This is a genomic window from Neobacillus sp. 19 (assembly GCF_049463095.1).
Classification (GTDB): Bacteria; Bacillota; Bacilli; order Bacillales; family Cytobacillaceae; genus Neobacillus.
The window spans coordinates 16,256-30,272 of record NZ_JBMPZU010000019.1; the positions used below are offsets into that span (position 1 = coordinate 16,256).

The following is a 14,017-nucleotide window of genomic DNA, read 5'->3' on the forward strand; positions in this document are numbered from 1 at the left end:
TCATACCAGGAGGTGCTGCTGTTTTTATATGCGTTGTTTGAATACGGGCTTACCTTAATCTAAAGGTACCCTATTTATTCATATTACTTAAAATCGCGCTTCTTTAAATAAGAGTGTTTTCTCATTTCGATTTATTACGGTGAACCGTATCATAAATACTAAAGTAAGCTATTTTTATTAAAAATACTTGTAAGAAAATTCACCCCTCTATTTATTAAAATAGAGGATCTTTTTTATTTCCCTCCAACTATAGTACAATTTTACATATCCAATAAATAACAATACAGAGATAGAAAGCTATAGGTAGGGGAAAGCCAATGGAAGTAGTAGAAAAGAAACTAATCGTCAACTCCGATAAAGGGAACTTATTACGAGAACTAGTAAAATCAATGAATGAGTGTGTGCGGTTTTATTTTAGTGTCGCGTTTATTAACTTCAGTGGCTTACAGCTGCTGCTTGATCCTTTAAAGGAAGCGGAGCAAAAGGGCATCAAAGGGAAGATCATCACGTCAACCTATCTCAACTTTACCGATGCCAAGGCCTTGGAGAAAATTAAAGAGTTTCAAAATGTCGACTTAAAGGTTTTCGTTACCGATAAAGAAATTGGCTTTCATACAAAGGCGTACATATTTGAGTACGAGGATAGCTATAAGGTCATTATCGGCTCGTCCAATATTACCCAAAGTGCACTGAAAAGTAATATTGAATGGAATGTCGAAATTATTACCAAAGAACATGGACGCTTTATTCAGGATGTTTTAAAGGAATATAATGGGCTTTGGGATATGAGTACAGAAGCCGATCAGGCTTTTATTAGTAGATATGAAGAATTCCTGAAGAGTCTAAAGAATACGCAAAAAACTCATCAATTAATATATGAAAATAAGCAATATATTGTCCAAAATCGGATGCAGAAACGAGCAACCGAGAACCTTGAGAGACTTAGGAGCTATGGTGAGATAAAGGCATTGGTTATTGCGGCAACTGGGACAGGAAAAACCTATATGTCTGCTTTTGATGTAAAAAATGTAAAGCCTAGACGACTCCTGTTCATTGTCCATCGTGAAGAGATTCTCAAAAAAGCGAAAGACACCTTTGAAATGCTGTTACCCAATGAGGGTTTCACGTTTGGCTTGTTGACCGGGAACCATAAGCAAAAGCATGTGGATTATGTATTTGCCACAATTCAAACCATCTCAAAGTGTTTTCATGAATTTGAAAGGGATGAGTTTGATTATCTGATTATCGATGAGGCCCATCATGCCACAAGTCCGACCTATCAAACTGTTTTAGACTATTTTGAACCTCAATTCACGCTCGGGATGACGGCTACTCCTGAACGTAGTGATGGCTATAACGTATTTGATCTGTTCGATAATAATGTAGCTTTGGAGGTTCGTTTACACGAAGCCTTAGAGGATGAGCTTGTTATCCCCTTCCATTATTTTGGAATCACCGATATTGATGGTGTTGATTTAAGTGATGTGGATATTGATGATATCACTGAAATTACCAAACGGTTAAAGGTCAATGAACGGGTTGATTTTATTATTGAAAAAATGGATTTCTACGGTCATGACGGTGAGAAAAGAAAAGGCCTCGGTTTTTGCGTCAGTATTGAACATGCTCAATATATGGCAAGTGAATTTAATAAAAGAGGCTATAAAAGTATTTGCTTATATGGGGCTGACACACCGGAAAAACGTGAGCAATATATTCAACGATTAGAAGATGAACAGGATGAGTTAGAATTCATTTTCACCGTAGATATTTTTAATGAAGGGGTCGACATACCTTCTATTAATACCGTATTAATGCTGCGACCAACCAACTCACCGATTATCTTTATTCAACAACTCGGGAGAGGATTACGGAAACATGCGGATAAAAGCTTCTTGACGGTGCTCGACTTTATTGGAAACCATCAGAAAACCTTCCTCATTGCATTGGCGTTAAATGGGAGTCGCTACTATGATAAAGAAAGCCTAAAGGTAGCAGTGGCAACGGGATTCGCTAATATTCCTGGTTGTACCCATATCCAAATGGATAAGATCTCACAGGATAGAATTTTGGAGCAAATTGATAAGGAAAACTTCAATTCTATGAAGTATCTGAAGGAAGAGTATGGTGAATTTAAAAAGCTGAATCAGGGTCGGATTCCCTATTTGTTATTGGATTACCTCAAATATGATGGTGCTCCGGATCCCGTTAAGTTTATTAATCGCGAGAAAACATACTTATCCTTTGTGGCCAAGGTCGAGAAAGATGACTATTTAAAGGAACTTTTACTAAATGAAGCCTTTGAGGCAACGATGAAGGAATTATCAAGCAAGCTGCCGCTTAAGCGAATTTATGAGTTTGTTATCCTACGTTATTTGCTAGAGCATGAAGAAATTAATCTAGAAATGGCCAAGCAGCAAATTCTCAAAATGATGGATTATGTCGATGATGATAGTATTTTACATGCATTTGAGTGTCTAAATCAAAACTACTATGATAGCGTCCAGCTGAAGAATAAACCTAAATTTGTACAATATAGTCACGGCATTCTGACGAAGACGGATAGCCTTACAAAACTATTAGAAAATGAGGAATACCGTAAGTTTGTTGATGACATTATCACTTATGGTATTTTCCGATACGAGAAAGATTTTAAAAGAGAATACTACGGTGTCCCACATTTCAAATTGTATGAGCAATATCAAATGATCGACGCAGCGTTGCTGTCAAACTATCGGAAGATCCATAGTTCCTTTAGAGGATCGGGATTGCTGGCCAATGGCAATGAATATTTTCTCTTTATTGATTTGCATAAAGAGGAAGACGTAAAGGAAAGTATCAACTATAAAGATAAATTTATTAATCCACATGAATTCCAATGGCAATCGGTTAACAATACGACGCAACAATCTGAACGAGGGAAAAATATCATTTTTAATCAGCAGCGTGGGATTCATCTTCATTTGTTTATTCGAAAGTACAAAGAAATGGATGGCAAAACGGAGCCTTATATTTACATCGGGAAAGGAAATTCTGTTGAATTTGAAGGGGACAAGCCGATTACGGTCCGAATGGAATTAGAAAATGAGGTTCCAGCAAATTTATATACGGAGTTTACAGAAAAAGTGTAGTCTTCTCATTTCGAGAAGACTATTTTCTTGAATTAATTGTACAACTGCTGGAATATCGGCCGGCGCCCACTTTAGCGATTCTAAATTTTCTCTTTTCAACCAGATCAGCTTAGAGTGTTCACTGGCTGTTGGAAGGCCCTCCACTACTCTGCATTTAATCGAGATTAAATTAATAATAAAGGTTTCGTATTCATGCGTATTATCATTGAATACTTCTTTGGTAGTTTCGACCGTACAATCTAACTCCTCAGAAATTTCTCTTATTAGCGCGTTGAAAATGTCCTCGTTTGCTTCCACTTTTCCACCGGGAAACTCCCACTGATTTGGAATTGACATTTCAGGAGATCTAAGGGCGCAAAGGATTTCATTATTTTCATTTTCAATAATTGCAGCGACAACTTTCACTTGTTTTTTCATGATAGCCTCCAAATTTTTTACTCATTAATAATGATAACATGGTTTTGCCAATTCTAATAAAAGAACAACATTTGTAGATAATTTTTGCATCTTTGTTTAAAGAAAGATTGAAGTTATCATAATCTAGGCTGCATTTTTTTGTTGGAAAAATAATCCCAGTGATTTATCATGAACATGAGTGAATTAAGACTATTAACCTAGCAGAAAGATGACTGAATAAAAAAGGTAAATTTATTTTTTAAAAGATTAATCATGATGGGATGATTACATATGGATAAAAGAACATTTAAATTAAGTGTAGTAAATTTACTAGATTAAGATGTTGCTGGCTTAACTAGGGAGAAAAAAATCAGATATATGAAAAAGTGGATAAGGGAGTATGAACAAGAAAAGAAAGACTCCCCTGAGCAACCCTCACAGCAAGACGCAATGAAGATTGGACAATTAGTAAGGTCTATTTTAAAAAGTTTGGTAAAAGGCCATTCTTTATCCGATGAACAAGTTTTATTATTACAAGATGTTAGGTACTGTAAATCAACATTTGATATTAATTATGCATTATTAAAAAAGGTTGCAGTAGGCTCAACTCCTTCACAACAGAGGAAAATCAATGGATATGATCGATATTGGGAAGAGGATATTCACATAAATGGAGAGCAATATTTTGTTTGTAATGACTGGTATGAACGGAATAGAGCAAAATTTATTCGGTGGTGCAGTAATTTCAACCAGTAAAATTAATTGGAATTAATCGAGAGAAGGGAGTTACAAAATGAATCCACTTAAGGCTTTTCAAATGCCAAAACAAGTAAATATTACAGCAAGAAGCTCAAGTATTACGAATTCATTTGTAAACGGGATTATCCCCTATATTTATCCAACAGAATCAGAAGTGATAAAGGTACTAAAAATACTAGAACTAAATGCAGACAATCTTTGTTGTGCCTATTGTGGAGATAAGTCAACTGAATGGGATCATCTGCGGCCAATTGTTAAAAATAAAAAACCAACTGGCTATATTTCTGATATATATAATTTAGTTCCTGCATGCGGAAAATGTAATCAATCTAAGGGTAACAAGCTCTGGAATGAATGGATTGTCAGTAATGCCGTCCTTTCTCCAAAAACAAGAGGAGTCGCAGATCTAGAGGGAAAAATAACCCGGCTTTCAGTATATGAGAAATGGGGAAATGTAGAGCCAATAGATTTTGAAAATATTATTGAGGCTGAGATATGGGAAGAGCATTGGAGTAATTGTGATAGACTGCATGAGGACATGAAAAAGGATCAGGAATTAGCGGCAGTGATTAAGCAAAAAATAAAAGATAGAATGGACTATAATATGAATGAGTGATTGTTGTATCTTTGGATTTTAAAGTAATTAACTCTGAAAAAGGCGCTCAAATCATAAAAATTATAAGAAGATTTTGTAGTAATTCATAAATAATTGTTAGACAATAAATGGATAGAGAAGCAGGGAGTGGTTTAAATGAATCAATTTCTCCAGATGGGAGCCAATACGGTTTTAAGTTCTCCAAAAGGTAATGTTACTGTTAGCTACGAAATTTCTAATTCGATCGATATTTCCTTAACAGCTTTCCTTTTAAGTGATTCAGACAAGGTACAAGGAGATAGCGGGATTATATTTTATAATCAACCAGAGAGCTCTTCTGGCGTGGCTACCCTTTTACCAGCTGAGATAGCAGGTAATACAAAAGTACATAAATTAAATTTTGACATGAGTAGGGTCCCTGAAGGTATTACGAAAATAGCTATCACTCTTACAGAGGATAATAGCACGGGATTCTTAAATGTAAAGAATTTAAAGGCTGAGATATGTACTGATCAAAATATCATTCAGTTAACCCCATCTAGTTTCAAAAATGAAAATGGAATTGTCGTAGTAGAATTATATTTAAGGAATGGTCAGATAAAGGTAAAATCAATCTGGCGCGGTTTTGATTCTGGGCTTGAGGGGTTGTGTAAAAATTACGGTGTTGAGGTTGAATCTGCTGAGCAGAGCAAGCCGTCTGAGCCTAAAACGATTCAAACACAAACCCCAAAAGAACCTGATAAGACTCTACCTGTTCCTGAAAATAAAAATAGTCAAAATACGTTGTCACCGATCAGTCTGGAAAAGGTAAAGGGTAAGGTAAGCCTCGAAAAAGGTCAAAAGTCAGTTATCATTGAAAAAACGCCAGAAATTACTGCTACGGTATCTTGGAAATCTGGGACAGATTATGATATATATGCTTTAGTCTATACAAAGGCTGGTAAGCAGATAGATGTTGCCATGTTTGGAGCGAAAGGAACTCCTCCTCTCAGGAGTTTTGGCAATGGAGCAGTGGAACATATGGGGGATGTTGGGAGAAATAGTCACTCTACGAAGACGGAAGTTATTAAATTAAGGTTAAATGATGATATTGTCGCAGTTGTTCCGGTGGTGTATTCCGCTCAGTCAAATGGAACAGGCTCATTCTACAGATACCAAGTGTCCATGAGTATAGATAATCATAATGGAACCTCCGTTACCATATCTGCCAAAAATGCAAATAACAATGATCGAATTTATTCCTGTGTGCCCGGAATTCTTCATAATACGCCAGATGGAGTGATTATAAGTCCGTTGGAACTTTATAGTACACCGAACTCAGAGCGTAGACCTAAACTTAGGATGGGGTCTTCAAATATGGTAGAAGTTATAATGGATAAAGGACCAATCAATGATTACAAGTAGACTAGAATGATATAAAATTTGAAAATAAAATTGCTAGACAGATGGACCTTTAATCATTATATGTCATGCCTAGCTGCCGTTTTAATTTGTGCTATCGCACCGATATGGATGTTATAATAATAATGCGTTTCAAACGCACGCGTGTGTTTGAAACGCATTATTATTTTTTTATCTGGTTATATTTTGAACCACGACCTTTTCTATCCCCATTTATTCTAGATTGTTAAGCAAACTAAAGAAGAGGCCGTTGACCAATAATAATCAACGACCATCACCTACTTTATTGGTGCGAAAGTAGAGTTATGATTAAAAAAAGAACTCATCTAAGTAAATTGGGAAGTGAGAATCATCTATGTATAAGGTTGGTATTGTAGGACCAAAACGATCTGTTGAGAGAATTTTACATTATGCAAAAGAATTTGAATCCAATCTATCATTTGTCGGATATTTTTATAATATTGTAAACGAAACAACAGATATACTTGAAAAGCATCATAGTAATGTCGACTTTTGGCTATTTTCAGGCTATATTCCCTATAAGATTGCACAACAATCGAAGTATTTTTCAAAGGATAGAATGGAGTACATTTTTATTACAGGGGATATGTTTCATCGCGGTGTATTAGAAATAAGCCATGAAATAGGTAAGTTAGCGAAAAACGTTAGTATCGATGTATTACATGTTCCAGAGGAAAGTTTTTTTGATGAAATAATAGATTTAGATAAAATTTTAGATCATGTATATATTAAACGATTTACTGCCAAAACATCTATCGATGAAATTATTGAACATCATGCAACACTTTGGAATGAACAAAAGATAGATAGTGTCATTACGGTATATCCGTCAGTAGAAGAAAAATTAAAGGAAATGGGAATACCTGTTTGTTTGGTTAGTCCACATACCCAGGCTATTTATCATGCGCTTCAGCTATTTAGCGAAAAAATCCAAACATTTTATTACAAGGAAACGCAAACAACTGCTTTAGTTGTTCAAATTAGAAACTTTGATTATATAAAAATGGCGAATCAAAATGGCTATGGAATCCATTTTTTGCAGCTAAATATGAAAAATATCGTTTTGCAAGTATGCGAAAGTATTGATGGATACCTAATTGAAGAAAGTAATGGGCGCTTTGTTATTTTTAGTTCGCGGGGCATTGTTGAACGAAATATTCATGCGATATTTGAAATGATTGATAGTTTAACTGCTAAGACTGAACAGCCGGTAGGTGTTGGTATTGGCCATGCCTCTACGGTTTATTATGCAGAAAATTATGCGCATCATGCATTGCAACATTTATTAGAGAAGGGAACGAAGGGTATTGTTATAATGGAGGATGATGGGGCAATAACAGAAATTGTCCAAGGTTCATCTCAAATTTCGTATACAAGTCGTGTTCAAGATAAGGAGTTAATTGAACGACTGCAAGAGACGTCTATCAGTGGAAAAATGTTTGCAAAAATCGAGGCCATTCTGAACGGGTTAAAAATTGAGGAATTTAGTGCAAAAATGTTAGCAAAAGAATTAAACATGACAGAACGGAATGCGCAGCGAATAGTTTCTGAATTGGTGAGAGTTGAACTTATTGAATATTGTGGGGAGGAAAATCGCAGTTCAAGGGGCCGCCCTGCTAAATTATATAAATTATACAAGAACTAGTGCGAAAAGGCATTTCCTATTTTTATTGATAGAAAATGCCTTTTCTTTTAATTGTATCAGCCTTTTATACCAAGACCAAATTCCAAAACTATTTTCCAATTTTCTGAAACCTCAAAAAACTCATTGCTAGCCTCCAGAATTCGATATATAATTTACGTATATTTAACGAAAATATCGTTAAAGGAGGAGAGGGTCATTTTATGGCAGAAAATATTCTTGAGAAAAAAGTTCGTAAAACACTAGTAACATTACTATTCTTAGGTTGGGCGTTAGGTAATCTAGACCGTTACTTAATCAATTATGCGGTTGTGCATATTGGTGAGGACCTTTCCCTAACAGCTACTCAAACAGGTTTGATTTTAAGTTCATTCTTCCTAGGATATGCCTTAATGCAATTACCTGGGGGGATTTTGGCTGATAAATTTGGGGCAAAACGGATTTTATTAATAGCGGTGATTGTATGGTCCATCTTTACAGGTTTAACAGCTGTTGCATGGACATTAGGTATTTTAGTGTTCATTCGTTTCCTATTCGGAATTGGTGAAGGCGGTTTCCAACCTTCAGCTTCAAAAGTCATTTCATCATCGTTTCCTGAAAATGAACGAAGTAAAGTAATGTCTATCATGCTTTCTTCCGGAGGGATTATGGCGATGCTTGTGCCAATTATATCAGCTGCATTATTAGTAACAATTGGTTGGCGCGCATTCTTTGTAATTGCTGGTTTATTGGGAGTTATTATTGCATTCCTATATTGGAAGTATGTACCGAAGGATAAAGTAGCACATCAATCCGTACAAGGGCCACAAGTAAAAAGGATATTAGGGATTTTATTTAAAATACCATTAATGTGGAGTTTAGTTATAGCTTACTTTACTATTTATGCGGTGAACTGGGGTTTAAATTCTTGGATGCCAAAATATTTGTCAGATGTACGTGGGCTTGATTTAGTTTCCATTGGCTGGCTACAAATGATTCCCGGTGCCATTCAGATTATTGCAATGATAGCATTCGGTTATCTAATCGATAAATTGGATTTGAAAGTGAATAAATTTATTGGTGCTATATGTGCACTTGTTTTAGCTGGATTCCTATTTTTAATGTTTAATGCAGAATCGATTACATTATTTATCACATACCAAAGTGTCGTAACATTGTTATTGACTTTTGTGCTATTGTTATTACCATCATTTGTATTAAAGAGAATTCCTTCAGATTATGCAGGAACAGCTATGGGTATGGCAAACACTGGGGGGCAATTGGCGGGATTTGTTACGCCTGCATTAATAGGATTCATGGTCGATTCGTTCAATGGTTCTTATAATGCTGCTATGTGGCTGTTAGTGGTGATTTCAATTATTTGTGTAGGTGCGATTTTAACAATCTCCCCAAAAAATCAAGCTAATAAGGAGGTTGAACATGAGAGCATTGCATAATTCATTATTTAGTGTAAGCGATTTCCTTCGAGGAAAAAAGACAACATTTACAACAATCAGTGATAAAATCTGGGCAAAACCAGAATTGCATTTTAAAGAAAAATATGCGGTTTCAGTAATGGAGGAAGCATTAAAAGCAGAAGGGTTTGCAGTTGAAAAAAATGTAGCAAATCTTGAAACTGCGATTATGGGTAGCTTTGGCAGTGGTGCAACTGTTATTGCATTTTTAGGTGAGTATGATGCCCTGCCATTTTTAAGTCAAGAAGGCGGGAAGGCGGAATTTTCTCCAATTGAAGAGAATGGGAATGGGCACGGCTGCGGACACAATTTACTTGGCGCAGGTGGATTTGCAGCAGCAGTAGCAGCGAAAGAATATGTTGAAAAAACAAATGCACCGTTCACTATTCGTTTTTATGGTTGTCCAGCGGAAGAAAACGGATCAGGTAAAGCATACATGGCAAAGCATGGTGTGTTTGATGATGTAGATATGGCTATTACTTGGCATCCAATGACAAACAATACAACGTGGAATATAACGTCACTAACGAACTATGCAGCGACTTTTAAATTTACAGGAAAGAGTGCTCATGCGGCTGCTGCCCCTCATCTGGGGCGAAGTGCTTTAGATGCAGTGGAGTTAATGAATGTTGGTGTAAACTACCTGCGTGAACATATTATCCAAGAGGCACGCATCCATTATGCAGTAACTCATAGTGGTGGAACATCTCCAAATGTAGTTCAGCCCTATGCAGAGGTTTCTTATTTAATTCGTGCACCAAAGAAACAGCAAGTAGTGGATATCCATAAGCGAGTTCAAAAAATTGCTCAAGGTGCGGCCTTAATGACAGAAACAACATTTGAGGAGCATTTTGATGGGGCAGCATCAGATTTAATTCCAAATACAACGCTTGCAAAAGTGATGCAGCAGCAATTTGATGAGGCCCCAGCGCTTCAATTTAGTGAAGAGGACTTTACCTTTGCTGAGCAAATTTATCAATCATTGGATGATGAAAGTAAGGCTTCGGCTAATATGAATTTGTCTTCTGAACAAAAGGAATTAATAGGAAACAAGCGTCTATGCGAGCTTGTATTGCCATTATCACCAGAGATAATGCTGTATGGTTCGACGGATGTTGCAGATGTCAGCTGGAAGACACCAACAGTACAATGTACAACAGCTTGTTTTGTACTTGGTACACCACTCCATACCTGGCAAGCAGTAGCTGTAGGTAATACGCCAATTGGTCATAAGGGAATGCTTTATGCGGCAGATATTATGGCTCGTACTGCAATTTCTTGTATGGAAAATCCAACAATTATTGAAGAAGCAAAACAAGAGTTAAAGACACGTTTGAAAGGTGAGAAGTACGTGTCACTAATTCCAGAAAAAATAAAGTAATCGAAAAAGAGATGTTACCATTATTGGTTCATCTCTTTCGTGCCGTAGGGAGAGGTATGCGGATGTTAATGGAAATCACAAATGAAGCCAAAACATATATAAAGAAAGGAAAACCTGCATCTTACATTCCAGTATTAGCGCTTCAATCTGTAGAGAAATTTGCTGCATGTATAATTGACCAAAATGGAAATTCCTTTGAGGCTGGTAATATTGATGCACAATTTACGCTGCAAAGCATTTCAAAGGTAATTAACTTTATGGTTGCCTGTGAATATCACGGATTACAATTTGTGCTTGATAAGGTAGATGTAGAACCAACAGGAGATCCCTTTAATTCGATTATTCGTCTAGAAAGTACGGCACCGGGTAAACCATTTAATCCGATGATTAATGCAGGTGCTATTACTGTTGCCTCAATGTTACCTGGGGAAACAGTAAAGGATCGAATAGCATATGTTGCAGACTTTTTAAGTCGTATTACAGGTAGTTCTCATCAAATAAGTGAAGCAGTTTATCGTTCCGAAATAGAAACAACCTATCGAAACCGGGCAATCGCTTATTATTTAAAAGCAAATGATTATTTACTTTGTGATGTAGAGGAAGCGATAGAGGCTTATATTCGTTTATGCTCACTTGAGGTTTCTGCAAAAGACCTTGCAAAGATAGGGCTTATGCTTGCAGGGAATGGCGTGCATCCATTAACAAACGAAAAGTTTATAACACCTAAAACAGCAAAAGTAACAAAAGCTTTAATGACAACTTGTGGACTTTATAATGCCTCAGGGAAGTATGCTGCTTCTATTGGTATTCCAATGAAAAGTGGTGTATCAGGTGGTGTTTTATGTACGGTATCGCAGGGTAAAGTAGAGTACCTTGAGGGAAAATTAGGTATTGGTGTCTATAATCCGGGAATCGACGACATAGGTAACAGTGTTGCTGGCATGAAATTTATTGAAAAACTTTCGCAGACTTATGATTTAAGTATTTTTTAAAAGGTAAATACGCCAAATGGGGCTATTATAAGTCCGTTGGAGCTTTATATAAAGTTTGGAAATAAAATTGCTAGACAGGTGGACATTTAATCATTATATGTCATGTCTAGCTTCTTTTTTTTATCGGAGATTTAGTGCCTGATCCCCAGTGAAGTAAAGTATTAACGTATTGGGGCCAGGTATCAGTTCTTTTACATTTCAATAATAATCGGGAGAATCATAGGCTTTCTCTTTGTTGCAGGAAAGTGGGTGAAAAAGGCGAATGTAATAGGTGCATTAGAAGCAAAATTGGAGGTATTTAGATGGATAAAACAGAGTTTTGGAAATTGGTTGAAGAATCGAAGGAATATGAGGAAGATCAGGCTGAATGGCTGACAAATACATTGAGTACGAAAACGGAAAACGAAATATTGGATTTTGAGTTTATCCTCGAAAGTTATTTGAATGAAAGTTATCAATCACGACTTTGGGGAGCTGCTTATGTAATAATGGGTGGGTGTTCTGATGATTCTTTTGATTACTTCCGGGGCTGGCTAATCTCGCAAGGAAGAGAAGTTTATGAGCAAACCATAAAGAACCCTGAGTGTTTAGCTGACTATATTTCCGATGAAAATCTTGGTGAAGAAGGGGTTCCTGAATTTGAAGATTTCTTGACTATTGGATTTGATGCCTATACGGTGAAAAAAGGCGGAGACCAAGAAGAATGGGATGGAGATTTATTTGATGAAATGCAAGATTTACTAGCTGACAAAGGGTTAAAGATTAACAGTGATATCGAATTTGATTGGGAAGACGAAGATGATTTAGCTGAGATGTTTCCGGCACTATGGGAGCGGTTTGGCGAAGATCCATTGGGATATTAGAATGGAAAATGTGCCTGACTCCCATTACACTCGAGTCAGCCAATGCCGTCATATTTGGTACCGCGGGCAAAAAAAAATTCTCTAAATGAAGCTCTGGCGATGCAAAAAATAAATGAAGTTAGGTAGAGGAGATGTGAATAAATGTTGGTTACTGAAGTGAAAGATGATGAATACTTAGAATCTGTAAAACTGTCAATGTATGCATTTCAATATAAGATTGCGGAATCTGACTTACCTGCAAGGAAAGAAATGGTGAAAAACCATAAAATATTAGGGATATGGGATGAGGATATTCTGGCTGCCAAACTTCATATTATTCCATTCAACGTTCATATGAAAGATGATGAATGGAAAATGGGGGGAATCGCAGGTGTCGCTACATACCCGGAATACCGACGAAACGGTTTTGTAAAAACACTCATTCTGGATTCTTTAAAGCACATGCGTGAAAATGCTCAAATCGTATCACTTTTACACCCATTTGACATCTCCTTTTATCGGAGATTTGGATGGGAAATATTTAGTGAGCAGAAAAAAATAACGATTGAAAATAAGGACTTGAAGTTTCTCGAAAGCCAGCAAGGTTTTATAAAAAGATATTCAAAAGAGACCCATAAGGAGGAAATTGAAAAGATCTACCAACAATTTAGCGTTCAACATACCGGAATGCTAAAACGCGATACTAATTGGTGGAAACATCATGTATATGATGAAGATTCGCAGCTTGCTGTCTATTATGATTCCGAGAACGAGGCTAAGGGGTATATTCTTTACCATGTGAAGGAACGAAAAATGGATGTGCAGGAGATGATTGCCATGGGCCAGGAAGCAAGAATCGGGCTATGGAATTTTATTTGCCAGCACGACTCCATGGTTGAAACCGTGACGATTACTCTTGCCAGTCAGGATCCGTTTCCTTATTTTCTGCCACAGCCTAAGGTGAAAACAGAGTTAATCCCTTATTTTATGGCAAGGGTCGTTGATGCTGAGGAATGTTTACGGAGATTTCCTTTTATAACAGGAAATGAGGTGCTATTCCTTCATCTGGAAGATTCACATGCCCCTTGGAATAATGGAAGCTATTTAATTGGAAATGGAGAAATAAAGGTATTTAAAGAAAAAGCTGGCGGCCAATGTGTTCATCCTCCTAAAAAAGGGATTCGCTTAACTATCAATTCCCTTTCTGCGATTCTTTTTGGATATAAAAAACCGATGGAGCTTTTTGAAATGGGGTACTTGAAAGGATCGGAGATGGAGATTGAGCTATTCGAAAAAATGATCCCATCTATGAAATCATCATTTTTTGATTTCTTTTAATTCATCTATCCTCATGTCAAAATCAAACTTCAGTGAAACGGATAAAGAAGTGGATGCTAGTTTGA

Annotated in this window: 11 protein-coding genes; 10 read left to right on the plus strand and 1 reads right to left on the minus strand. The window is 36.5% G+C overall.

Going from position 1 to position 14,017, the window contains the following annotated elements; all coding sequences use genetic code 11:
- The first annotated feature begins 317 nt into the window (after nucleotides 1-317).
- The gene (locus ACO1D1_RS03940) at nucleotides 318-3,131 is read left to right on the plus strand and encodes a DEAD/DEAH box helicase (RefSeq protein ID WP_423335030.1); all 2,814 of its coding nucleotides are present in this window, start codon (nucleotides 318-320) and stop codon (nucleotides 3,129-3,131) included.
- Here ACO1D1_RS03940 and ACO1D1_RS03945 read toward each other — a convergent pair.
- Nucleotides 3,102-3,548 (minus strand): (deoxy)nucleoside triphosphate pyrophosphohydrolase, encoded by a 447-nt coding sequence (locus ACO1D1_RS03945; RefSeq protein WP_423335031.1) that lies wholly within the window; start codon nucleotides 3,546-3,548, stop codon nucleotides 3,102-3,104. The two genes, ACO1D1_RS03940 and ACO1D1_RS03945, sit on opposite strands and share 30 nt — an antisense overlap.
- A gap of 357 nt (nucleotides 3,549-3,905) precedes the next feature.
- Between ACO1D1_RS03945 and ACO1D1_RS03950 the strand changes: the two genes are divergently transcribed.
- The 9 genes from ACO1D1_RS03950 to ACO1D1_RS03990 all read left to right on the plus strand — a co-directional run bounded on the left by ACO1D1_RS03950 (nucleotide 3,906) and on the right by ACO1D1_RS03990 (nucleotide 13,952).
- Nucleotides 3,906-4,283 (plus strand): hypothetical protein, encoded by a 378-nt coding sequence (locus ACO1D1_RS03950; protein WP_423335032.1) that lies wholly within the window; start codon nucleotides 3,906-3,908, stop codon nucleotides 4,281-4,283.
- A 37-nt stretch (nucleotides 4,284-4,320) separates the two neighbouring features.
- Nucleotides 4,321-4,902: an HNH endonuclease gene (locus ACO1D1_RS03955; RefSeq protein WP_423335033.1), complete on the plus strand. Its 582-nt coding sequence runs from the start codon at nucleotides 4,321-4,323 to the stop codon at nucleotides 4,900-4,902.
- Nucleotides 4,903-5,037: 135 nt separating this feature from the next.
- A complete protein-coding gene (locus ACO1D1_RS03960; RefSeq protein WP_423335034.1) occupies nucleotides 5,038-6,285 on the plus strand; it encodes a TerD family protein in 1,248 nt (415 codons plus the stop codon).
- Between the two features lie 352 nt (nucleotides 6,286-6,637).
- The gene (locus tag ACO1D1_RS03965; protein ID WP_423335035.1) at nucleotides 6,638-7,948 is read left to right on the plus strand and encodes a hypothetical protein; all 1,311 of its coding nucleotides are present in this window, start codon (nucleotides 6,638-6,640) and stop codon (nucleotides 7,946-7,948) included.
- 200 nt (nucleotides 7,949-8,148) lie between these two features.
- Nucleotides 8,149-9,381: an MFS transporter gene (locus ACO1D1_RS03970; RefSeq protein ID WP_149868727.1), complete on the plus strand. Its 1,233-nt coding sequence runs from the start codon at nucleotides 8,149-8,151 to the stop codon at nucleotides 9,379-9,381.
- A complete protein-coding gene (locus ACO1D1_RS03975; RefSeq protein ID WP_423335036.1) occupies nucleotides 9,365-10,780 on the plus strand; it encodes a M20 family metallopeptidase in 1,416 nt (471 codons plus the stop codon). Before ACO1D1_RS03970 ends, ACO1D1_RS03975 begins: the two co-directional genes overlap by 17 nt.
- 62 nt (nucleotides 10,781-10,842) lie before the next feature.
- Nucleotides 10,843-11,772 carry a glutaminase A gene (glsA, locus tag ACO1D1_RS03980; RefSeq protein ID WP_423335037.1) on the plus strand — a complete coding sequence of 310 codons (930 nt, stop codon included), beginning with the start codon at nucleotides 10,843-10,845 and terminating at the stop codon, nucleotides 11,770-11,772.
- A gap of 302 nt (nucleotides 11,773-12,074) precedes the next feature.
- Complete coding sequence (locus ACO1D1_RS03985) at nucleotides 12,075-12,635, plus strand: DUF4240 domain-containing protein (protein WP_423335038.1); 561 nt, start codon at nucleotides 12,075-12,077, stop codon at nucleotides 12,633-12,635.
- Between the two features lie 141 nt (nucleotides 12,636-12,776).
- Nucleotides 12,777-13,952 (plus strand): GNAT family N-acetyltransferase, encoded by a 1,176-nt coding sequence (locus ACO1D1_RS03990; RefSeq protein ID WP_423335039.1) that lies wholly within the window; start codon nucleotides 12,777-12,779, stop codon nucleotides 13,950-13,952.
- The last annotated feature ends 65 nt before the right edge of the window (nucleotides 13,953-14,017 follow it).

Bases quoted from the DNA above. Each gene is read 5' to 3' on its own strand.
- ACO1D1_RS03940 (WP_423335030.1), top strand. From the start codon at position 318: ATGGAAGTAGTAGAAAAGAAACTAATCGTCAACTCCGATAAAGGGAAC.
- ACO1D1_RS03945 (WP_423335031.1), bottom strand. From the start codon at position 3,548: ATGAAAAAACAAGTGAAAGTTGTCGCTGCAATTATTGAAAATGAAAAT.
- ACO1D1_RS03950 (WP_423335032.1), top strand. From the start codon at position 3,906: ATGAAAAAGTGGATAAGGGAGTATGAACAAGAAAAGAAAGACTCCCCT.
- ACO1D1_RS03955 (WP_423335033.1), top strand. From the start codon at position 4,321: ATGAATCCACTTAAGGCTTTTCAAATGCCAAAACAAGTAAATATTACA.
- ACO1D1_RS03960 (WP_423335034.1), top strand. From the start codon at position 5,038: ATGAATCAATTTCTCCAGATGGGAGCCAATACGGTTTTAAGTTCTCCA.
- ACO1D1_RS03965 (WP_423335035.1), top strand. From the start codon at position 6,638: ATGTATAAGGTTGGTATTGTAGGACCAAAACGATCTGTTGAGAGAATT.
- ACO1D1_RS03970 (WP_149868727.1), top strand. From the start codon at position 8,149: ATGGCAGAAAATATTCTTGAGAAAAAAGTTCGTAAAACACTAGTAACA.
- ACO1D1_RS03975 (WP_423335036.1), top strand. From the start codon at position 9,365: ATGAGAGCATTGCATAATTCATTATTTAGTGTAAGCGATTTCCTTCGA.
- glsA (WP_423335037.1), top strand. From the start codon at position 10,843: ATGTTAATGGAAATCACAAATGAAGCCAAAACATATATAAAGAAAGGA.
- ACO1D1_RS03985 (WP_423335038.1), top strand. From the start codon at position 12,075: ATGGATAAAACAGAGTTTTGGAAATTGGTTGAAGAATCGAAGGAATAT.
- ACO1D1_RS03990 (WP_423335039.1), top strand. From the start codon at position 12,777: ATGTTGGTTACTGAAGTGAAAGATGATGAATACTTAGAATCTGTAAAA.